Source organism: Thermoplasmata archaeon (genome assembly GCA_038851035.1).
Classification (GTDB): domain Archaea; phylum Thermoplasmatota; class DTKX01; order VGTL01; family VGTL01; genus JAWCLH01.
In genome coordinates this window covers 1-22,687 of the sequence record JAWCLH010000039.1, presented here as the reverse complement: position 1 = coordinate 22,687, position 22,687 = coordinate 1, and the positions used below count along the sequence as shown (strand labels likewise).

Genomic DNA, 22,687 nt, shown 5'->3' with positions numbered 1-22,687 from the left:
ATCTCGCCCTCGACCCCCGGGCTCCATGCAGCAACGGCGTACCAGTACCTAACGCCGTTGACCACAGAAGTATCATTGTAAAAGCTCACATTACCGGTCCTGTCGTGGAGACTCAGGTTCTCCTCGTCCGGGCCGCGGTAAATTAAATAATTGCTTATCGGGAGCTCGTGGGCGTTCTTCGGAGGTGTCCAGTTGAGGCGCACATAGCCATAGCCGGCCTCCGCACTCAGATTCCGCGGAGACCTGAAATAGGGAACGGGGTTGATTTTGAGAACAAAGGCGTCGCCCCCTCCAGAGTAGTTCTTGTCGTAAGCCTTTCTCGTCGTCGGGAAGTCGGGCGACTCGGTGTAGCCAGCGATATACGCGCATCCGCTGCTGTCGATTGCTATCGAGTTGCCCTTGTCGAAGCCGGAGCCTCCGATAAAAGTGGAATAAACCACCTCCGTACAATTCGGGTTCATTACGGTGAAGACCACGTCCCCATCCCCCGGCCCCTGCGTCTCGTAGGCGCCGGGCGTGACAGGATAGTGGGCCGAGGTCGTAAAGCCTGTGAAGTATATCCGGCCGAGAGGGTCCCTTTGCATCGCAAAAATAATAGCATCTCCGATATATGTTGAATATATTAATTTAGAGTTCTCTGGATTAAAAATCAGAATTATTTCATTACCCTGCCCAGGGTCAGGATTTATTGTTGAGCAATATGCATTATCGGTGATTGGAAAATCAGAAGAATTGGTTCCACCCGTGATAAGAACATTGCCCAATAAATCAACTTTATATGAGCCAACTCCATCAAATCCGTTGGTTCCAAGAAACGTCGAATACAATAAACGGGACCCGTCTGCGCTTAATTTCAGAATAAATATATCATACTCCCCATTAAAAGAAGTGTCATAAGCTCCTACGGTTGTTGGAAAATCTGGAGATTCTGTGTGACCAGCGAGATATATGTTTCCATAAGAGTCAACGGAAATATCGTCATAAGGTATTTCTTCGTCTTTCTCTCCACCGATAAATGTAGAAAATATTATTTTTCTTTGTGTAAGATTAAATTTTAAAACGAATATCTCACGATGTTTATATGTCGTGCAATATGCATCAAAGGTCACAGGGAAATCTGAAGATGTAGTTATACCAGCCATATAAAGGTTTCCCATAGGAGAATCTAAACAAATTCTAGGACTATTTTCTGCATCGCTTCCGCCAATAAATGTAGAATAATATAATAAATTACAATCTTTATTTAATATTGTCATGAATATATCCGGATACCCTTTATTACCAAAGCTATTATCATATGCATCCCAAGTGACTGGAAAGTCGTTGCTTGATGTCGTTCCAACGATAATAATACTAGAGGCGATTTTTATCCTGACATCAGATTCTCCATTGGAGCCACCCAAAAAAGTTGATGTTAATAATGAGCCATTCGGGCTAAATCTAGCAATAAAAGCATCCCATCTCGAATTCCCTACATCATAGCTACCTGGTGTTGTAGGAAAATCATAAGAATCGGTTTGCCCGGCTACATAAATATAGTTATCGCTTGATAAATCAACAGACATTATACTATCATCCCAGCGACCTCCAAGGAATGTGGAAAATATTAATGGATCTATTATCAGAGTTTCTTCTTTATTATATTCATCAATGCTAAAACTAATCGTATTATTTATTTTGACAAATTTTCCTCCGACAGGCATCATATGCACATCATCCTGCTGATATATCAATAATTCTCCTTCGACAGCCTTTCCGGATGGGGTATCAATATAAAGAAATATTCCATCAGTCTTTATACTTGCGCCATCATATCTAATTCTTATATCAGATGCATTCCCTCCAGGATGAACTAAGATATCATATTTTATTCCCTTTTCTAAAAGTCTAAATCTAATATCTATATTTGAATAAATATTGTGATAAAAAATACTTTTGTAACCCTTCGCATTGCTTATCCATCGCGCAGAATCATTTCCCAGAAAAAATGAAAAACTGGTATCTATGGGTTCCTCACCGACAGGAATGACTTGATTTGAGCCTGTAAAAATCATTTTATAGACCGAAAATCTTTGATTCTTATCTTGCATCTTATCAGTCATCATTTTTATGGTCGGTTGTTCAAATACGCGGATGACAACACTATCCCGAGTAAAATAGGCGCTTTCAGAATGAAAGATAATATCTCGATTCTGTATCTGGCCTTCATTCAAAATAAAGCTATCGCCAAGGTAATTCTCTGCATTTGCTATTTGGACCGGATTTCTCACTCCTTTTAAAGCGATTGGTCCTTCAGAAATCCTGGCATTTATATCGTCCGGAATTGAAATTCTTAATCGCTCAATATTATTTAAGGTTATATCGTGACTTTCATATTCTGGAGCATATTCAAATGAGAGAATCAAAGGCATGACTATAAGACCAATGATTAATAATAATTTGAGGTCTAAAGGTCTGCCTCTACCCTTCCCGCTCATGGAATGTTAATCAATGTGTAGATTTATAAATCTAACCGCCTCCCGCCACCAACTGGACATTATCTATGAATGTCCCTTTATCAACGGTAACTTGGGGCCATGGTGCATCGGTATAAAATAACAACCTGATCTTTATATTTATCTCTTCGCTTTCAAATGCAATAGCAGGAATATGGAGAGATTCATGCGCCCATTCGTTCGTGTTGTTATTTTTATTATACACTTTTATATCGACCCACTGGCCAGCATTATCGATTACTGTATAATATTGAATTCTCACCACATCATTATAATCGTTATCATCTTCATGATAAAATGTATGGTAATAATCATACGAGAGCATTAGATTCATCAGCCTATAATCTCCCTGTTGATACATATAGGCCTCCATATTATTTAAATAATTATTATTTGCTGGATTCCTTGGAGTCCCGTCCAATATACCCGCGCACCACGCCCTATTCCCGCCATCCCAGGACCACACATACCACGTGCACCCCACCTTTCCGGGCGTCCACCCAACCGTCCAGCCCGCGCCCATACCGTCCTCAAAGTCGTCCGACCACACGACCGCGTCGTGGCAGGTCAGGTCCAGCTCGTGCCAGTTGTCCGGACCTGCAGTATTGTCGCTCAGCGCATAGTGCGGCCAGAACGAGTAGCTCCCCTCCCCATCCGGCGGGAACTCGACTATGTCCGTTGAGAGAACCTTTCTCCCCTCCTCCAGCGTCCCGCCCAGCAGGCTGCCTCCCAGATTCACCCCGTTGGGAAATGCAGGCGAGACCATGTGGAAGCACACGCCGCTGCTCCCGTCGAACATTACCGGCACACCGCCCGTGTTGTTCAGCACGAACCTGACCAGAACATACTGGTCCTCCGTCGGCCGCGATGCGGTGTTCATCCCCCGCAGCTCGAACCTGAACACCTGCAGCCCGTCCGGGCCGTCCTCGCTCTGGCCCACATACTCGCCGTAGCTGTACCTCCCGATGCTGTTGTTCACGAAAAGGTACTCCAGAAGGTGCTGGTCCTCGTCGTGCACTATAATATATTTGTCCCAGAACTCCGACACATTGTTAACTACAGAGCCTGCGGCTGGACCGGCAAAGTCCACGGCCTCCCAGAGCCTCTCGAACGGCCGTGGAACGATATATATTTTCGTTATACTTTTTTAGGTGGCGAATCGACTAACTATTCCGCACATGAGCCGGCATCTTTCCGGAGGCAGAATTGCGGGGCCTGCGCGCGCCTCCGCCGGCTAACTCTGCCGGCCCGCTCCTCCCCGGGCCCTCCTCCTCACCGCCCTCCGGCCGGCAGCCAGGAAAACCCCCGCAACGGCAACCGCCCCGATTGCCGCCGCCCCTGATAGCACGGTCCGCCATTCCCACAGCGCCCCTCCCTCGTCCCCTTGAGAGCCCGCTAGCGCCGGCGCCACATGGACCGTGACAGTGAGAGTGTTGTTGCGCTCGTCGCTCTCGGGAATGTGGTTCGCCGGGTCGACCGCGACGGTCACGGAGTGGCTCCCCGCCGTCAGAATCGTGTAGTGGTCGATGCAGATGGTCCCATCGCCTGGCCTGAGCCTGACGTCCGCGCTCCCCCCCCCCACCCCGTCGAGATATATCCTCACGCCGAGCCAAACGAACTCCTGCAGGCCCTCGAACCTCAGGACGAAGAGGAACCCGACCTCCCGGCCCTCCACGGGCTCCCCGATTGTTCTCACCGCATCGACCGAGAGGTCCGGCAGCTCCGCCGCCTCCTCGATGGGCGCCTCCACTGGTGCTCCGGCGCCCGCTGTTTCCCTCCGGTCGCGAATTCCACTCTCGCGTACCGGTACGGCTTCTGCGGTCTCGCCTTCGGTCTCCGGTCCGCCCTTCCCGGCCCCCGGGCTCCCCGCGCTCTCTGCATTCCCTGCCTCAGCGCTTCTCGCAGGGTCCCTTACAACCACCTGCGAGGAGCCGCTGAAGAGCTCGAGCGACTCATTGTACATCGGGAAGAGCCTCGCCGGCGGCGCCACGAAGGAGCCGGGAAGGGTGGGGATGGCCCTGTAGGTAATTTCAACCGGCTCCTTCAGATAGCCGATGAGGAAGCTCACCCGGCTCCCCGAGACCTCGCAGGCCGTGACCCTCTCGTCGAGCGCGGCCTCGACGCTGGTCCGGTCCACCTCGAAGCCTGGTGGGAGCGTGTCCTCGATCGCGGCGTAGTACATTCCCCCCTCCGGGCCCGCGCACCTGAGCCTGACCGTGACCGGCCCGTTCAGGAGGGCCTCGGCCCTGTCATAGATTCTCGACACGAAGGCCCCGCTGTGCGCCGAGACAAACTCCACGACGCCCGAGGCCGCCGCTATCACACCGTCCACGATGACGAAGGCCCTCCCTAGGTCGCCCGTGAAGCTCTCCTCCAGAACGAGCTCGTAGCTCAGGCGCGTCTCCCGCTCCAGCCTCACCCTCCAGATTCTCTCTCTGATGGACTGTTCCTCGTCGGTCTTTTGCGCGCTTCCCTCCTTCCAGCCCGAGACCCTCTCCCTAGCCAGTCGGAACTGTGGGGGAATCAGGTCCCGGACCTCCGCGAGCTTTCCGACCGCACTCCCCTCTGCCCTGACAGTTATGTTGACCGCAACCCGCCCCCCGACGAGGAGCTCCTGCTCGCTCGCGGTTTTCTCGACGCTGACCTCCGCCTCGCTGGGCTCGGAGCCGAGTTCCTCCACCACGAGCTCTATCGGACCGCGATAGACTCGAATCAGCGATGAGAGCCCGCTCCCGCCCTCGAGCTGGTAGGAGACAATCAGCGGGCAGATTCTCTTTGTTCCGGCGCTCATGGGCCAGAGTTCGAACGCGAGCTCGCCTCTTTTCATGTCCACGCTCTTCTGAAGGAGCTTGACGCCGCGCACAGGGGGAATCGAGCCGTCGAGATTGACGATTCTCACGCCGCATTCCGGGTCTTCGAGAGACGCGCAGACGAGAAGCCGTAGGGGCTCCCCGCGGGTCGCGGTCACCCTCGCGGGGCAGCTCACGCGCACCGGCGGCCGGATGGTCTCGACCTGCACATAGCTGTAGAAGCCCTTTCCCGCCCCCGAGACCGAGAAGCCAATTGTCAGGGGACCGGACATCAGGAAAGGAGAGAGGTCTAGGGAGCTCGAGCCCGCGCCACTATCCCAGGTTGCGAAGGACTCGCCGTTGAGGAGCAGAGTGATGGAGCCCTCGCCACCGCCAGCGTAGAATGGATGCCTAGAGGCCTCGTCCAGTGCGAGCAGCACGGCCATCGTGGCGCTCGTGGTTCCCCAGCCGTAGTCCGAGCGGTTGCGCGCTATCCACTTCAGGCCCTCGATGGCGGTCGGGAGCTCCCCGGCCCTGAGCAGGGCGAGGACGGCCCAGCCGGTGGTCTCGGCGGTCCTGCCCAGCGCGCCCCCGTCCCAGTGGTCGTCGAGGATGTGCCTGACGAGCCACTCTTCCTGCTCATCGGACGGCTGGCCGGCCGCCCTCAGCGCGAGCGCCATGAGAGAGGCGTCATAGGCGTCCACGACCCGGCCGGCCATCCACAGGCACCTGAGCCTCCAGACCGCCCTCTCCAGTGCCCCCGACTCCGGCGAGCCCGAGCTCGCGAGGGCGAGGGTGGCGAATGCGGTCATTGCGGTGTCCCGGCCGCTCATCCAGTGGGCGCCCGTCCAGCTGCCGTCGGGGTTCATCCTTCCGGCCAGACACCTCGCGCCGGCATCCAGCACCCTCTGGTCAATGAAGAACCCGTTCTCCTTCATCGTGGAGAGGCCGAACAGAATCCAGGCGGTCATGTAGGTGTTGGTCTTGTCCTGCTTGTACCACCCCCAGCCGCCGTCGCCGTGCTGGGTATCTAGCAGCTTCTGGATGCCCGAGAGAATCATGTTCATGAGTCCCGTCTCAAGCTCCGGGGTGAGCCTGCCGACGTTCTCCAGATACCTCCTGACGAGCACGTCCGGCATCAGGCGGCTCATCGTCTGCTCGTTGCAGCCGTACGGGTAGTCAATGAGGCTCTCCATGCCCTCGATGACAAGGTCCTCGAAGGAGAACGAGATGGAGAGAGTGGCGTTGACGGACTCTTTCACGCTCCATCTGTCCCTCGAGACGGTGAACGAGAGGCCGTCGGTGATTTCGCCGGATAGGCGCGTGACACTCTCCACGCCGTTCGCCCTCACGTGGACGACCGAGAAGACCGCGTCCCTGTTCTCGCCGAAGTCGGTGGCGAGGAGGGTCAGGTTCTGGACGCCGCAGCCGACGACCCTGACCGGGAACTCCACCGCCCGAACGCTCTCCGCCCCGATGTCAGCCCATCGCTCTGTCTCGCCGAAGACCTGGAGCCAGCCGGGGGCGTGGAATGCGACCTTCACCCTCAGGGGCTCCTGCCTGAAGTTGTAGACCACGGCCGTCAGGAAAACCTCGTCGTCCTGCGTGAGCTCCTCCGGGACCCTCATCTCGACATAGAAGCTCTTTTTAACGTTGAATTTGTGCACCGCGACGGCGCCTGTGCAGCTCCCGGTCACCCCGAGCGCGGTCGCCCTCCAGGTCCGGACGTTGTCCGGCAGGCGGACCGTCAGGCTCAGGCCGGCCTCGGTCACCAAAACCGCCGGGTTCCAGTATGCGGCGTCGGTGAACCACTTCCGCATCCTCGCGCCCTCCATGTCCGAGCGGAGCTCGTCGCTCAGGTCCATGTCGCGCGGCAAAAGGTCGCTCACCGTCGCGCCCTCCTGGGCGCTCTGGCCCTGCCCCTGTCCCTGCCCCTGCCCCGTGCCGCTCCCCGCACCGCCGTTCGAGCCGCTCCCTCCCGACTGTCCATCGCCCTGAGAGCCTCCTCCGCACGCCGGGAGGGGGCAGGTGCTCCTCCACGGACAATGGGCCTCCGCGAACGAGAACAGCTCATCGCGCGTGAACGTCTCGTCAATATCTGAAAACTGAATTCGTATCGGGCAGGACGGAATCCGGGGGGCGCGCGCGAGCCAGTCCCTCTCCAGAACCGGGTTGCGGTCGTAGAGGGCGTTGGAGACGACCGCCAGCGAGACCTCGACGGGCCTGTCGGACCTCAGGGTCAGGCCCACGAGCTCGCCCGGCTCGTATTCCTTTCTATCGGTCTCCACGGTGAGCGCAGGCGGCGTCCTCTCGACCTCGAGCTCCATGGTCCGGTGGTTCACCCCGTCTGGACCGAAGGAGTAAACGAGAAGCGTCATCGGCAGGGAGCTGTCCGGCCGTGGCACGAGGGCCCTCGCCCGCCCCCTCTTGACTATCGCGGTGAGGTGCTGGACGGACGACGAGGACCAGGCGTCGATGTAGAGCGCGCCGCAGCCCTCCGGGATGTTCCGGACCTCGAGCTCCACGCCGCCCGTGAGCTCTCGGGCCTCCGCTTCCATTAAGCTCCCGTCCCGGGCCACGACGCCGAGCTGGAGCGAGAGGGAGGATTTCTCGAAGCAGACATCCACGCTCCAGAGAGCCGTCCGAGTGCCCGCGGGCACGGGGAGGCTCAGGAGGGCGGAGCCCCTTGTGGTGCGCCCCGTGAGCCGCGCGAGGGTCCCCCACCCGTCCCTGAAGATCGCGATGTAGTCCTCGTCCGCGGGAGCCGGGCCGTCGGGGGCGAGGCCGTCCTGAATTCTCAGGGCAATCCTGACGGTCTCGCCGGCCCTGTAGACCATCCTCTCGGAGGAGGCGGTGTAGCGGTTCCTGAAAACGGTGAGGGCGGCGACGGCCCTGACACGGGAGTCCGAGGGATAGAGTGCGCAGATTACATAGGAGTGGTAGCCCTCTACGAGCAGGGAGCGGACGTCGATGCCCAGCTCCTGAAGGCTGGTGTTGAGCCAGCCGTCGCGTCCCGTGGAGAGTTTATTGCAAAGGACCTCGACGGGCCCCCCGTCCTCGCCCGCGGCCGTCACCCTGACCAGAAAATCGCGCTCCGGGGAGGAGGTGTGGAAGGAGACGAGCGCGGGCTCGGCGACGGAGAAGGCCTCCCTCGGCGTCGAAACCTCAAGCCCCTCGCAGGAGAGGACCGGCCTCTTGCCGATGTAGATGACTGCTGTCTCCTCGTTCCTGTGGTCGAGCGCGTCGGTGAAGACGGCCGTCAGGCGGAGGGCCGTCGCCAGAGGGGGCACCGTGAAGGATAAGCGGGCCTCGCCCCGAGCGAGCTCCGCGCTCCCGCTCCACTTGAAGAGCTCGGTCAGGGATGAGAGATAGGCCTCCTCGAGCTCCGCCGCGCTGAGCTCGCTGTCCTCACCGTTTTTCTGATTCCGGGCCTCTCCCGCGCCCTGCCCCTGGCCCTGGGCCTGCCCCTGCGCGCCCGCACCCGCCTCCGAGCTCCCCCAGTCCACCTCCCCGCGTGGGTCCAAACTCGCGAGCGCGGAAACGGTATAGTCAATCACACCGCTCTCCACCGGGGCCTTCCAGAGTGTGTACTCCACCCTTGCTTCCACCGTGCAAACATCACCCGTCCGGACTGGCTCCTGTGGGGTCGAGAGGGTTAGCCGTGTCATGGGGAGTGTGTAGGGCTTGACAAGCACAGTCCTCCTAGCAACCTCCCTGCCCCCGATGCTGAGCCGAATCATGTGGTTCCCTCGGCTCGCCTCCCTTCCGACGGTGATGTTCATGTCCGCCGTCCCGAGCTCGCCGAGCGTTACTTTGTCTTTGTAAATCACATAGTCGCCGGGGCTGACGAATTCCCACTCCGCATCGCCTCGGAAGGGCGAGAGCCTGTCCTCGCTCCAGACGATGAATCTGGCGTGGACGACGTCTCCGCCCTTGTACATCGGCTTGTCGGTGGAGATAAATGCGGCGAGCCTCTCCCTTCTTACGCTGAGCTCCCTCGACACTCTCGCGGCCTCCCCGTTCAGGGAGACTTCAGCGGTCAGAGTGGCGCCCCAGTTCGCCGCATCGGCTGGGCATGTGAACCCGCATGAGAAGGACCCGAAAAAGTCCGTGACGCCTCGGCCTAGCAGGATTTTGGTTCTGGAGTAGTAGCCGCTGGAAACCGGCCTCCAGCACTCGAGATTGAGGTCGACGGACGCACCGCCGATAGGCCGGAGCTCCGGGTCGAGAACAACAACCCTCGCGCCGGTCCCTAGGCCCTGGACGAGCTCATCTGGGGCGGAGAGGGATGCGGTGAAGCTCCCGACACAGAACTCCGCGGAGGAGTACCAGTCGAGACCTTCTCCCCCGCGGGGCGAGAGCACCTTCATGGCCGCCAGCGCCGCGGACGTATCGAGGACCGCGGCGACGATGTGGCGGCCGTTAGGCGGGGTCCCGAGGCAGAGGCTCCCGCTCCCGGTCGTTCTTGCGACCTCCTTACCGTCGAGAAGCACCAGCGCGCGCACGCCCTCCCCTGGGCCTGTCCTCAGGCGCCCGACGACGCTCTCTCTGGGTCTGAATGTGCTCCGGGGCAGCTCGAGACTCACCCAGGGCCCCGCCACGGTCACCCCGGACACGTCGTCAAAGACGTCAGAATACCAGTCCCAGTAAAATAGTCCTGACGGAGTCCATGAATTCCTGTCCCAGCATGTCGCGATGGAGTAATTGCCCGGCAGCGAGAGGTTGAGCACAGCATCTCCCTCACCCCTGACCGCGCACTCGACCCTGTCCACCGCGAGCGCGTAGGGTCCGGAGCGGAGGAAGGCGGTCACGTTCGCTGTACCCGTGGCGGGCTGGAGCCTGCTGGCGTGCTTCGCCAGAAGCGCTTTGAAGGAGACGAGACGCCTCATCTCGCGGTCGAACTCCTCCTGCGGTAGGCAGAGAGCTCTCTTGCGCAGACCAACGGTGAGCTCGCCGCAGGTAGCGAGGGAGGGGACCCGGAGCTCCCAGACATCGGGCGAGTAGAGGTGTGTCGTGACGGATGACGCAAGCCCGTCGTCGACCCGATGGCCCTCCGCCACGGCCGTGACGGTGACCTCCTCCCTCCCCTGCCAGAGCTCAGTGAGGGTCGTGCCCTCCAGAGGTACCGCCACCCATTTCCAATGAACGGTGTGGCCCCCGCCCCTCCGTAGGTAGAGCTCAACCACGCCCCATGCGGGCTCGTAAAGCGTTCCGAGGAGCTGCTGGGGCTCGAGGCCCGCCCAAGCTGGGTCCCTGAGGGTAACGGGTTTTGCGCTCCAGAGCCTCAAATGGTAGGTCTGCTGGGCGCAGCCTAAGATGTGTTCCCATTTCTGCGAGACGGTTGCGTAGACTCTGGGCGCGGCGAAGAGCTCGAGGAGAGCGGATGATGGGGCGTCCCTTAGCGTGGAGAGCAGCGGGAGCGTGATGGAGGGGGGGAAGAGCTCCCGCTCGCCGTAGATGTTGACAATGGCCGCGACGAAGTACCTACCCGCCTGCTCGAGCTGCCAGAAGTTTTCTAATAGGGCGGTGCCGTTGCGGAGGGCCACGCTCCCCTGTGTCTGGAGAGAGAGACAGCCGCCTGTCTGGAGGTATAGGGCGACCGCGACGCTCGCCTCCGGCGACTCGGCGCAGCGGACCTTGAGCGTGATGGGCTCTCCTGCAACCACGAGAGGGGGGCTGATGTAGAGCTCCAGTCCGGTGTGAGCGGCTGGGCTGGCAGGTGGAGGAGGGGGCACCGCACTCTCGGCCCCGGAGAATGGAAGCAATAGAATCATCAGAATATAGACAACGGCTGCAGAGGTCAGTTTCATGACTCGTTTCATGATTCCGCGCTCACGCTCGAAATATATTAACTGATTGATTCAAAATTCGAAAATTCGTACAGTTCTCGAATAATTGGAACCGGACGGCCCCAGCCCTCTCTCTACGGCCCGTCCCCTTTCAGACTCCTGGCCGGCACCCTCGCTACATTAAAATAGTCTCCGGAGTATGTCCGGGCTGATGATCATGGGAGCGAGAAACGCGGCGAAGAGATATGCCTGCGTCCTGGTCACCCTAGTACTCTCCTGTTCCCTCCTTAACATCCCGGCTGGTGGGGGCCGCGTCGAAGAGTTCAGCGGTGGCCTGAGCTCAATGGAGCTCAGCTTCCCTCCGGGGGGCGGGGAGCACACGGTATATGTGAAGCTACCCGTGTGGTCCTACGCCATTGGCACCTCCCTGACCATACGCGGCGATAAGATTCCCAACGAGAAGTATCTCTTTCACACCACGGATGCGGACTTCGGCACCGGGCAGCTCGTCAACGCCACAACAGGCCTAGATTCGATTCAGAGGGCGACGCACGTGACCACCCTCTTGCCGATGAGGGCCTACAGCGCGGGCCGGGCACCGCACTACGTCGCCGTTGGAGACGTCAACGGTGATGGAAAGAACGACGTGGTGGTCACGAACTATTACTCGAACAGCACGGGGGTCTTCCTTCAAAGCGCGGGGGGCTCGCTCGCTTCGATGCTCTCGCTCGACGTCGGAGCATTCCCCAACGGCGTCGCGATCGCGGACATCAATGGCGACGGAAGAAAGGACATCGCGGTCGCGGCCGTGAGACTCGACGGAACTGGATACGTGGCCATCTTCAACCAGACCGGGGCGGGCGGGCTCGGGAGCAGGGACGAGCTCCCCGCGGGGCCGTTTCCTGACGGGTGTGCTATCGGGGACGTGAGCGGGGACGGTGCGCCGGACATCGTGGTGGCGCATTGGGCCGGGGGGAGCATCGGTGTTTTCCTGCAGAGACCCGGCGGTGGGTTCTACACAATGGTACCCTACAACGTCGGCACGGGCCCGCGGGGCGTCGCGATCGGAGACGTCAATGGGGACGGCCGAAACGACATCGTGGTCGCGGTGTCGAACGACAATAAGACCGCTGTTTTTTATCAGGCGCAAGACGGCCAGCTCCAGCTGCCACCCCTGCTCCTTGACGCAGGGCACCTGCCGGTCGGGGTGGCGCTCGGCGATCTGGACGCCAATGGGAAGACGGACATAGTGGTGGCCTGCTCCCGGAGCAACGAGACCGGCGTCTACTTCCAAAAGCCCGACGGGACCCTTCAGGCGATGGTGCGATGCGCCGGTACCGGGGCCCAGCCTTGGATGGTCGCCACGGGCGACCTCAACGGCGACGGGAGGACGGACTACGCCGTCTCGAACTACGCAACCGGCGCCAATGTTGTGGACGTGCTGGCCCAGGACATACTAAACGTCCTCCGGCCCCTCCAGAACCTCGCCACCGGTGCCAGTCCTGACGGTGTGGCCATTGGGGACGTCACGGGCGACGGTCTGGACGATGTCGTGGTTGCGAATCGGGTCGCGGACACGATCGGTGTCTTCGAGCAGCAGCCATTCAGGGGCGAGTACGTCTCCACCGCCGCGGTCGTGCAGTACAACATAGTCTCTGCGAGAGCTGTCTGGGCGGAGAGGCCAGCGGGAGAGCCCGTCCGGGTCAGCCTCTCGAACGACAACGGGGAGCACTGGACGCCGGCCGTGAACGGGAGCGAGTTGATTTTCGCGAGCTCGGGAACTAAGCTCCGGTACAAGGTGGAGTTCGCGTCCGCGACCGCCCTCACTGAGATTCTGGTGAACTACACCCTCGAGACCCTCTACCCCTCCGACCTCAGGCTCGACGTCGGCGCCGATGGGGAGCTGGAGTGGGAGAGGCCGGGGCTACTCTCGGAGGCCGTGCAGCTCCCTGACCTCTCGGAGGCGATATCCAGATACGTCGCCGCCCACTTCCTCGACATCGACCCTGACGGGAACATCTCCGTCCCCCTGCTCTTCATGAGCCGGACCGCCGGTATTCTGAATGTCAGCGGTGTCTCGGTTGAGTACAACATCCCCCCTGAGATTCGGGATTATTTGCCCCGCGATTCGCCCGTGGTCATCAACGAGGGCCAGAGCGTTAGGTTCTCGGTCACCGCCCACGACAGGGACGGGGACGCTCTCGCCTTCAGATGGCTACTAGATGGCGCGCTCGTGCTCGAGGGCGAGACTTCCCTGAACTACACAGCGGACTACGCCTCCGCGGGCTGCCACACTGTCGTCGCCTCTGTCTCCGACGGGAGGAGCGCCACCAACCGCACCTGGGACCTCAAGGTGAGGAACGTGAACCGCCCCCCCGAGCTCACGGGCATCGAGCCCGCACAGATGCCGTCGATAAAGGAGGGGGAGAGTTTGGTCTTCAGGGCCACCGCGAGGGACCCAGACGGCGATCCAGTCTCGGTCGAGTGGGTGCTCGACGGTTCCGTGGTGAACAGGTCCGGGGACGGCGAGAGCCACTACGAGTACCGGGCATGGTATACGGATGCTGGCGAGCACAACCTGACCGTCACCGCCTCTGACGGTGAGCTGAGGACTTTCCACAGCTGGGTCTTTGCCGTGATGGAAATCAATCCCTTGACGGATCTGGGCCTGACCCAGCCCGCGTCGGACGTCACGCTCAACGAGGGCGAGGGGGCTCTCTTCTCGGCCGATGTCGAGGCCCTGAGGTCACTCTTGGGCAACCTCACAATCCGCTGGACCTACGACCTCCAAGTGGTTTCGACGGCTCCGGTCTTCACACTCACCACCGACTACACATCCTCGGGCAACCACACGCTCACCCTGACCGCAACCATTGCGGGCGCGGGAGGGCTACGCTTCGCGAGGAGCTGGAAAGTGACCGTGCTCGAGGTGACCGACCCTCCGGTAATCCAGAGCTTCTTCCCCCCCACGGACCCGATAATTAAAGAGGGCATGGAACTCGAGTTCAAAATCTCGGCCTCCGATCCTGACAATGACACCCTCGTCTACTTGTGGAAGCTCAACGGGACGGAGGTCTCGAGCGCCCCGAGCTATCTCTTCAGGGCCGCCTTCGGCTCCGCCGGCGTCTACAACGTGACGGTAACGGTCTCCGATGGGAGGGTTGGACTAAGCCGCGGCTGGACCCTGACTGTCCTTAAGGGCTCGAAGGCCGCGGGCGGCGGGCAGGGGCAGGGTCTGTTGATTGGAGTGGTCGTGGCTGTCGTCGTGCTCGCGATAGTAGGCGGGGGAATCTTCTATGCCTGGGGCAGGCGCGAGAGACTCTCAGCAGCTCTGGACAAGCTCGAAAAGGAGCCGGAGGAAGCCATTCCGGTCCAGGAGGCGAAGCCCGAGCCGCCGCCCGAGCCTGCGCCCGCGCCGAAGAAGAAGGCGACCTACCCATGCCCGAGTTGCGGCGGGGAGGCCGAGGAGGACTGGTTCCTTTGCCACCACTGCTCCGCGCCCCTGAAGGCGGCCGAGCTGGCCCCCGCCCCAGCGGAGACCGCCACGGGAGCCGGCCCACTCGAAGCGAGAGCGACGGAAGAGGCGATGATGCGCGCCGCCCGGAGGGTCGAGGCACTGGAGTGCCCATCGTGTGGAAAGGCCCTGAGGCCCTCGGACGAGAGGTGCCCGGGCTGCGGGGCGGAGATCCAGAGGCCTCCTGCGGCCAATGTATGTCCCGGCTGCGGAAAGCCAGTCGAGCCTGAGTGGGTGAAGTGCCCCGAGTGTGGGGAGGAGCTGGCTGAGCCGGGCGGGACATCACACTCTCCACAACCCCCACCCCCAGAATCTTCCACTATTCCGCCACCACCCCCACCTCCCCCTCCACCGCCCCCTCCCCAAATTCCCCTCCAACCCCCTCCACCGCCTCCACCGCCTCCGCCGCCCCCGCCACCTCCCCATTCGCCCGAGGCCGCTCCGACACCGACAACGACCGTTGCTCTTGAAAAGCCCCCCGGAGGTTCCGTCAGGGAGACATGCGCGGAGGGTTCTGGAGGAAAAGACCATCTCTCTAGGTGCCCCGGCTGTGGGATGGAAGTCGAGAGGGAGTGGGTCAAGTGCCCCGAGTGCGGCGAGGAGCTTGCGCGATAGGGGCAGCCACCCCGCCCCGCGCATCATCGCGGGCCAGCCACCCAGAAGAGGCATGGAAAGGTCCCGACTTCACTGGCGCGCCGGAGCCTCACTCCCTCGAATTCCCCGCCGGAATTTCCCATCACCGCTGCTCCATAGGGAGCGGGTTGGCTGGGAAATGTGCTCAGCCCTCCCTCACGCCAGGCTCCCCATAGCTCTCCATCCAGACGAATTTCTCAAACGAGAGTCTCTCGGGTCTCTTTTGCTCCAGCTCCCACTGCGCGTCACTCAGGAGGGGACTGCGCGCGCCCGAGCGTTTTCCGAAGAGAATGAGAGTTATCAGCCTCATGCTCTCCGGAATTCGTAGGGCCTCTTTAGCTTTCTTTTCATTAAAACCCGCAATCGGGTGGGCGACGAGGCCAAGCTCCGTCGCGCGCAGAATCATTGTCGCGACCGCCATGCCGGTGTCAAAGAGGAAATACTCCCTCTCTCCAATCACGCAGTCCAGCTCCCTCCCGCTGAAAACCGCCGCGACCATCGAGGCCGCGGTGCACCATTCGTTGCCGCGGCTGAACACGGGCCTGAGGCGCTCTAGCCCTTCCCGGCTCCGCACGAAGACGAAGCGCGCGGGCTGGTTGTTGAAGCACGAGGCCGCGAGGGCCGCGCAACGCGCCAGCTCCCTGACAGTTTCGTCCGGAATCTCAACCTGCTCCAGCGAGCGATACGCCCTGCGCTCCTCAATCGCTCTCACGACGTCCATGATTCCGCCTCCTCTCCTGAAATGCACCGGCAACGAGAACCACTGCAGCTCCCCACCTCAGCCCCCGCGCGGCTCCGCTCATTTCAGGGCGCCCATTCCAACGCCCCTCCGATACTCCATTCCACTCGCTGATGCGTCTCCCCAGCGACGTCCCTCCCTCCGGCCCCTTTCCATGACCGGAGCCCGCCGGCGGCCGCTCTCAGGCGCCTATGACCGCCCCGAGGGCCCGAGAGCGGCGACCCCCTCCCCCGGCCGCCTAGTGCTCCTTCAGGACGGCGAAGACCTCCTTCAGGTCCGGCAGCTCTGGTATGGGATAGACCTTCATCCATATCATTTTGCCCTCTTCATCGAGCAGGACGTTTGCACGATTCGAGAAACCCTTCTCTTCAATGAAGAGGCCGAGCCTGCGGGCGTAATCCCCGTGGGGCCAGAAGTCCGAGAGGAGCCTGAGCCTCCGGACGCGCAGGTGGCGCGCCCAGGCACTCTTCGTCGGCACGCTGTCAACGCTCAGGCCGAGCGGCACGACGCCCAGTTTCCTGAAGCGCTCGAAATTCCTCTCGAGCCCCTTCATCTGCCTCGCGCACACGCTCGTCCAGGCTAGAGGGTGGAAGGAAAGAAGCACCTTCTTCCCCCTCAGCCCCGACAGGGTCACATCGTTGCCCCTCTGGTCCTTTAGCCTGAAGTCCGGCGCAGTGTCTCCGATCTTTATCTGCTCCGCCATCCTTTTTCCTCCGGGCCCGGCCATCCCCGCCGCGCAGACATAAATTTATTGGTTGTGGCCCATTGGCCCCATGCTTCGAAGGAGGCCGTAGGGGAAGATTCCGAGGCGAACGAGCCGGGGAAGCTTGGTGAGAGGAACGTGATGGGGATGCGGAGGGCTGAATGGAGCTGTGGATGGCCACCGACCAATGCGCTCGTGGGAGCCGGCGGGAGGGACAGCACGGTGGCGATTGCACCGCCGGACCTGCGCCCCTGCGCGCCCTTGGCGCACGAGAGAGCGACTGGCGCCGGGGGAGGCTCAACGCCCCCGATTTCATGTGCACCACCGCTGGAGTTCGCGGGGTGGAGTGGGGGTGGGCAGAGGGACTCCGGAGGCCAAGGAGCACCCCCGGAGGAGCGGCGCGGTCCGGACGGTGCTCGCGAGGGGCGATTCGACCCCGTGCGAAGGGCCCGGGAGCTTGAGGACGTCGTGTGCCGCGGTGAGCAGAGGCGCTACTACCGATTCAGGCCCGCGAGGTGGTACGGCGGAATCAGCACGGGGGACGTGTGCGGCTGCAACCTCCTCTGCCTGTTCTGCTGGGCCGGGGACGACATTCGCAGCAGTCCGGGCGAATTCGGCGCGCTCCACACACCCGCGTCCGCGTTCCGGAATCTCGACCGCATCGCCCGGAGAAAGGGCTACCGTCTGCTAAGGCTCAGCGGGCAGGAGCCCACGATAGGAAGGGAACACCTGCTTGGGCTGCTCTCGCTGACCGAGGACGCCGGATACGACTTCATTCTCGAGACCAACGGAATTCTAATCGGGGCGGAGGGGGACTACGCTCCCTCTCTCGCTCGATTCCGCCATCTGGAGGTGCGGGTCTCTCTCAAGGGGACATGCGAGGAGGAGTTCTCCGCGCTCACGGGCGCGGGCCCCTCCGGCTTCACCCTGCAGCTCCGGGCGCTCGAGAACCTCGTCGCCTCTGGGGTCAGGTGCCACCCAGCGGTCATGGTCTCCTTTTCCTCGCCGGAAAACCTGCGGAGGCTGGTGGCGAGACTGGGCGGCATCGATTCATCACTGGCGAGGGGCGTTGAGGTCGAGGAGCTGATTCTCTACCCGCACGTGGTGAGGAGGCTCAAAAGCGCGGGGCTGGGCTGGAGGGAAGCGCACCAGCCCGAGAGGGTGCCGGAGAGGCTGGTGTGAGGAGGCGCGGGCCGCGGGAGTCGGGCGAGGCTTGCCCCGGAGGCTCATGTAGGGCTAATCATTGTTTCATTGTTCTAACATGTTATGATTTTCTCAAGACTGTCAAACTGCTTCTCCACGCCATAGCCATTCCTTGTGATTGGCGCTGTTTCTCTCCACGACAATTATGATGCCTCACTCGCCGGGAGGCATGGGTCTCAACCGGGCATCCCCAAATCAGAGCCTGCCCGTCGCCCATGGGAGTTCTCATTACAGGTGAATTCTGGGCAAAATCTTTTTCTATCCCCCCGCCATTTGAATCACCTCACCGGCGTAGCGCTACACCCGGTGAGCAGGTGGTGCGCCGATGTTTGGAGCCTTCGTCAAGCTCAGGGTCGAGAAGGAGCTCTGGGAGAGTGTGGTCCGCGCCTCCGGCATCGAGGAACCACCCGGCCTCGCCTCGGGTCTCTTCAAGAATCACCTGAAGGTCATAAAGGAAAGCGAGAAGCTCGCGGCGCGGCTCAAGGACACGGAGGAGGAGCTGAAGAGCGCCAGAAAGACGATTGAAGAGCTCACGACGAGGCTGGAGGGGGAGAGGAAAGCCCGAGAGGAGATGCGCAAAGAGCTCGACAGCTTCTGGTCCTACTACAGGAAGCTCAAGAACGACTACAAAGCGATTCTGAAGAACCCGGTTGTCGAAGAAAGGGTTGTGATCAGAGACAATGTGGCGGCGCTCGAGGCGGTCGCGAGGAAGCGCGACTCCCTCCAGAAGGAGGTTTGGGAGCTCAGGAAAAAGCTCGCGGAAGCGGAGAGCGCGAGAAAGGAGGCGGAGGAACGCGAGAGGAAGCTCAAAGATGAGGTCATGGCTTGGTCACAGAGCCACTATGCAGTTCTGGCGGTTATCTCCCCCACCTCCCCCGGCCAACCGCCCGAGGTGAAGGCGCGGGTCCTGAGCTCGAAGGAGTTCTACGAGTGGAGGGAGCAGAGGCAAGAATTCGAGGCGAAAAGGGGCCTTCAGGGCGCGCGCTACGCGGTTGCTCCGATCGAGTGATTCCAACACAGTTTAACGGGCGCGGTGCCCCGAGAGGCCCTTCCACCCAATTCCCTCTCCTGCCGAGGCCCGGGGCCACGCCGTAGGTGCGTTGTGGACTCGGGGGCCGATTAGCGAATTCATTTCCGGGGCCAACGCGGGCAGGCACTGAAGAGGAGCTCGTTAAATATTTATCGGAGTGAAATAATATTCGCACATTGCCGAGCGAGAATGGAGACCGGCGGGGCGCGACCGGAGGCGACAGTAGCGGGGCCGGTGTGCCTGATGGGCCACCCCCGACCGTCGAAAGATTCTCTGGAGGAGGGACCTCCGCTTGCGGGCATGATAGCGATGTGTGTCCGTTGGCTCAAGCCGGCCAGCCACAGTCTCCGAAGGGGGCTGCCCTTTTCAACCGGAATCATGTGCCCCGCGGCCTCACCGAATTCGATGACTCCGTCTTCGCAAGCGGCTTCGCCCTTCTCGACGGCATGTCTCTGGTGAACGGGAACCATCACGTGAACGGCGCGGGCTCGCGCCGCCACGCGGGCGCAGAAAAAGGGCCCCCCATCAGAACCAGCGCCCCGGTCGACGGAGCGGGCGTTACGCGGGGAGAATTGCCGGCTAACGGCGCACTAGTCAGGTCGATAGGGCTCGTCAACGGCTCAGGCCAGCGCCACGGGGCCGGCAACGGGAAGGGCGTGCTCGGTGGCGCGAACGGTCTGACGAACGGAAATGGTCTGGTCAATGGGAGGGGAACTCGGGGCGAGGCCGGCGGATGCGCCCGGCCGCCGGGTCGAAGGGGGCGCCGCGCGGTCCTCGCTGCCATTCTCGCGCTCGCCGCCGTGCTCGCCGTGCCCCTGGCATCTCTCTTCATGAGCCATGGAGAGAGGGGGATGGCCGTTGACGGCGACTTCTCCGACTGGAGGGGAGCTGTCGTCCTCTCTGACGGCGCCGACCCATCCGTCGCCAATCCGGGCATTGACATCGTCCGCTATGCCGTGCGAGTGTCCGGAAAATCGGTTTTCTTCTACTTGCAGGTCAGGGGGCAGGCGCTACGGGAAGGATATCCGGAGGGAGTGGTCACGGTCAACATTCTCATCGACGCGGACATGAGCGCGGCGACCGGCTTCCGGATAGCCGGCATCGGGGCGGAGCTGAGGCTGGAGATATTCGGCTGGGCTGGAGCCGTCAGGGGCGCCTCCATACACAGATTCCAGGCCGGCAGGGATGGTCTAGACTGGGCCGGCTGGACGCAAGTGGGCGCCGCCGCCGCTACTGTCTCGGGTCCGGAGCTCGAGGCAGCGATTCCGCTAGAGGCCTCTGGGTCAAGCGGGAGCGCATCATTCAGGGCCCTCTTTCAAATGGGCGAGGAGCCCTCTGGGGAGAGCGACCGCGCAGCCGCTCTCGTCGGTCCCTCCGGCGGTGCCCTCGTCGTTTCTCAGAGCGCGATGGGCACCGGGGTGCTCGACGCCCCCTCAGACGACGAGCCGCTCCTGAGAATCGAGTTCCGCGCCCTGGGGGCCGGGGCAGAGGTGCGCAAAATTGTCATCGAGCGCTCGGGGAGCGCCGGGGACTTGAGCGTGGGGGAGCTGAGGCTCCTGAGGGTAGGCAGGGAGCTATCATCGGGGAGATTTGCCGGAGGAAGGGCCGAGTTCCGTATAAGCCTCTCGATTCCGGCGGGGGGTAGAGAGGAACTCGAGCTCCGGGTTGCGCTGACCTCCCGGGCGCTCCCGGGAGAGACCTTCGGCGCGGGACTCGCCGGGCACGACGCCGTCGCCCTCGCTCGCGGAACGGCAACTGTGCTGAGCCCGAGCTGCCCCCTTAACTATATCAGCGCTCCGCCGCCCGGAATCGTCATAGACGGGGCCTTCGCCGACTGGGAGAAAGTCCCTTTTTTTGCGGACCCGCAAGGCGACTGCCGGTCTAGCGGCGTGGACCTCGTACAGACTAGGGCGCTCAAGGACCCGAGTTGCCTCTCCATTCTTACACGCGTCGATGGCAGCATTCTCGGCGGTCCGGTCAACCTCAGGAACCAGAAGAGGCCACACCCCTCGCCTCCCTCCCCCGGCCCCTCTCGACCACCGGAGAGTCCCGCCTCCCCCGCCCAGCCCATTCCTGCAACAGACACCGTCCAGCTGTTCATTGACACTGATGGAAGACCCGACACGGGCTACGCAGTCCCGGGGGTCCTTTTTGGCGCGGATGTCCTCCTCGAGGTCACAGGCTCCGGGGGCAGAATTCTCGGCACATCGGCCCGCCGCTGGTCAGAGGATGCCACATGGCTGGAGCTGGGAAGCTTTGCAGCTGCGAAGGACACATCGAGAATGGAGATTCAGGCGCCACTGTCCCTCCTAGGTCTTACCAACGGCTCGGCCATCTCCTTGCTGGTGCTGGCGACCGAATGGACGGGCATGAAGGACATCCACCTGTTACCCGTCCTCCTCAGGGACCCCCTCCAACTCGGGAGCAAGGGGGAGGTTCTACACTCCGCGGACGGCCTCACATGGAAATACCAGAGCAACATAACCGACGGTGACACCTACAAGGACCTCTGCAGCGACGCAAGCGGATACGTCTATGCCATAAACAGGGACGGCGAGGTCTACAAGTCCACGGGCAACTGGTCTTCTTGGACCAAGGTGGTCAGCTCGACCTCGGACTACTTCGTGGCGCTGGCGGTCAACGGCAGCACTTTCTACGGCCTCTCTGATGTAGGAAATGTCTACGCCGCCACCAAGGATTCGGGCTGGAGCCTCCAGGGGGACGTGGGCAGCGGGTACGACTACGAAGACATATGCTCGGACGGCAACGGGAGCCTTTACGTCATAAGAAGCAGGACCAACGAAACCGCCTACGTCAGCCGGGACGGCGGCAAGAGCTGGAGCGCGTTCGGGAACTGCTCGGTGGGGAGCGACAGCGGCACAGAGACGAACGTTGCCGTTGTCTACGGCAGGGGCTGGAACGGGACGGAGTATCTGTTCATCCTCCAGTCCGACGGGGAGGTGAGGTACGACACCGACGGCAACACCACGAGCCCATGGAACAGGACGGACGCACCACCCGGCTCGGCGGGGAAGCAATTCGCGGATATCGACATCGATCGCTCGTCCGGCCTCCTTTGGACGTTGACCACTGAGGGCAAGGTCTACACATTCAGCTTCAATTCCACACCGCCCTGCGGGACCTGGAACACCAGCCTCGGGAGCGCCGGGGACGTAATGGAGTTCAGCGCGGCCGCCATTGCGGTCAATCTGGTGCCGGAGTTCCGGGACGTGAGTCTTCCCGTCGCAGCAGTGATTCTTCTGTTCGCCGTTTTCAGGGTCGGGCAGCGACGGCGGGGGACCGGCGGGTGCGGGCCTATGGATTGAGCGCGCTGTCGGAATTAACAGGGACGCATGGGAGCGAGAGCTTGAGGCCTCCCTTATCGGCGGCTGGAGGAATCACGGCTGGAGCGGCGGCTGGCCCGGCGGGGGGGTCTGGGGCGGGGCCGGCGGCTGGAGCGACTGGGGCGGCTGGACTGGCGGGGGCGCGGGCGGCTGCTCGGGCGGCGGGAGGGAAGGCATGTAGGCCGGTGGGGGAGCGGTCTGGGTGGAGCCTATGGGAGGGGCCTGGCCGGGCGGGGCGGTCTTTCTGGGCCTCAGAATCAGCACGACGCAAAGGACCGTCAGGATGATTATAATGATAATCAGCACCCAGACCAGACTCATTCCCACGGTCTCCGAGGGCCCCTGCGCGGGCGGGCTGTAGGTCAGGGTCCGAGTGACCGAGGCGACGTTGCCCGCGGGGTCCACCGCGACGAAGGTCAGGGCGTTGTCTCCCCTCTTCAGCGAGGCC

At 61.5% G+C, this 22,687-nt stretch carries 10 protein-coding genes; 4 read left to right on the top strand and 6 right to left on the bottom strand.

The genetic code is table 11. The features are described from left to right. The 3 genes from QW379_09880 to QW379_09870 form a co-directional block, all read right to left on the bottom strand. On the bottom strand, window positions 1–2,477 hold a 2,477-nt coding region (locus QW379_09880; GenBank protein MEM2870704.1), incomplete at its 3' end, for an SBBP repeat-containing protein. Window positions 2,478–2,508: 31 nt separating this feature from the next. After that, entirely contained in the window at window positions 2,509–3,585 is a 1,077-nt protein-coding gene (locus tag QW379_09875; protein MEM2870703.1) for a hypothetical protein, read from the bottom strand. 144 nt (window positions 3,586–3,729) lie between these two features. Further along, window positions 3,730–11,106, bottom strand: a complete 7,377-nt coding sequence (locus QW379_09870) for an alpha-2-macroglobulin family protein (GenBank protein MEM2870702.1) — start codon at window positions 11,104–11,106, stop codon at window positions 3,730–3,732. Window positions 11,107–11,284: 178 nt separating this feature from the next. Here QW379_09870 and QW379_09865 point away from each other — a divergent pair, with 178 nt between their 5' ends. Continuing rightward, window positions 11,285–15,202, top strand: a complete 3,918-nt coding sequence (locus tag QW379_09865; protein ID MEM2870701.1) for an FG-GAP-like repeat-containing protein — start codon at window positions 11,285–11,287, stop codon at window positions 15,200–15,202. 163 nt (window positions 15,203–15,365) lie between these two features. Here QW379_09865 and QW379_09860 read toward each other — a convergent pair whose 3' ends face one another. After that, window positions 15,366–15,941, bottom strand: a complete 576-nt coding sequence (locus tag QW379_09860) for a nitroreductase family protein (GenBank protein ID MEM2870700.1) — start codon at window positions 15,939–15,941, stop codon at window positions 15,366–15,368. 256 nt (window positions 15,942–16,197) lie between these two features. Further along, window positions 16,198–16,686: a redoxin domain-containing protein gene (locus QW379_09855; protein MEM2870699.1), complete on the bottom strand. Its 489-nt coding sequence runs from the start codon at window positions 16,684–16,686 to the stop codon at window positions 16,198–16,200. Window positions 16,687–16,716: 30 nt separating this feature from the next. Here QW379_09855 and QW379_09850 point away from each other — a divergent pair, with 30 nt between their 5' ends. The 3 genes from QW379_09850 (at window position 16,717) to QW379_09840 (ending at window position 22,221) form a co-directional block, all read left to right on the top strand. Beyond that, window positions 16,717–17,844: a radical SAM protein gene (locus tag QW379_09850; GenBank protein ID MEM2870698.1), complete on the top strand. Its 1,128-nt coding sequence runs from the start codon at window positions 16,717–16,719 to the stop codon at window positions 17,842–17,844. Between the two features lie 346 nt (window positions 17,845–18,190). Further along, window positions 18,191–18,874 (top strand): hypothetical protein, encoded by a 684-nt coding sequence (locus QW379_09845; protein MEM2870697.1) that lies wholly within the window; start codon window positions 18,191–18,193, stop codon window positions 18,872–18,874. A gap of 197 nt (window positions 18,875–19,071) precedes the next feature. Continuing rightward, window positions 19,072–22,221 carry a hypothetical protein gene (locus QW379_09840; GenBank protein MEM2870696.1) on the top strand — a complete coding sequence of 1,050 codons (3,150 nt, stop codon included), beginning with the start codon at window positions 19,072–19,074 and terminating at the stop codon, window positions 22,219–22,221. A gap of 72 nt (window positions 22,222–22,293) precedes the next feature. On the opposite strand, the gene QW379_09835 is transcribed toward QW379_09840, so the two are convergent. Beyond that, a partial coding sequence (locus QW379_09835) for a hypothetical protein (GenBank protein MEM2870695.1) occupies window positions 22,294–22,687 on the bottom strand: 394 nt, incomplete at its 5' end.

Coding starts and splice junctions, on each gene's coding strand:
- QW379_09845 (MEM2870697.1), top strand. CDS start 18,191: ATGTTTGGAGCCTTCGTCAAGCTCAGGGTCGAGAAGGAGCTCTGGGAG.
- QW379_09865 (MEM2870701.1), top strand. CDS start 11,285: ATGATCATGGGAGCGAGAAACGCGGCGAAGAGATATGCCTGCGTCCTG.
- QW379_09855 (MEM2870699.1), bottom strand. CDS start 16,686: ATGGCCGGGCCCGGAGGAAAAAGGATGGCGGAGCAGATAAAGATCGGA.
- QW379_09860 (MEM2870700.1), bottom strand. CDS start 15,941: ATGGACGTCGTGAGAGCGATTGAGGAGCGCAGGGCGTATCGCTCGCTG.
- QW379_09870 (MEM2870702.1), bottom strand. CDS start 11,106: ATGAAACGAGTCATGAAACTGACCTCTGCAGCCGTTGTCTATATTCTG.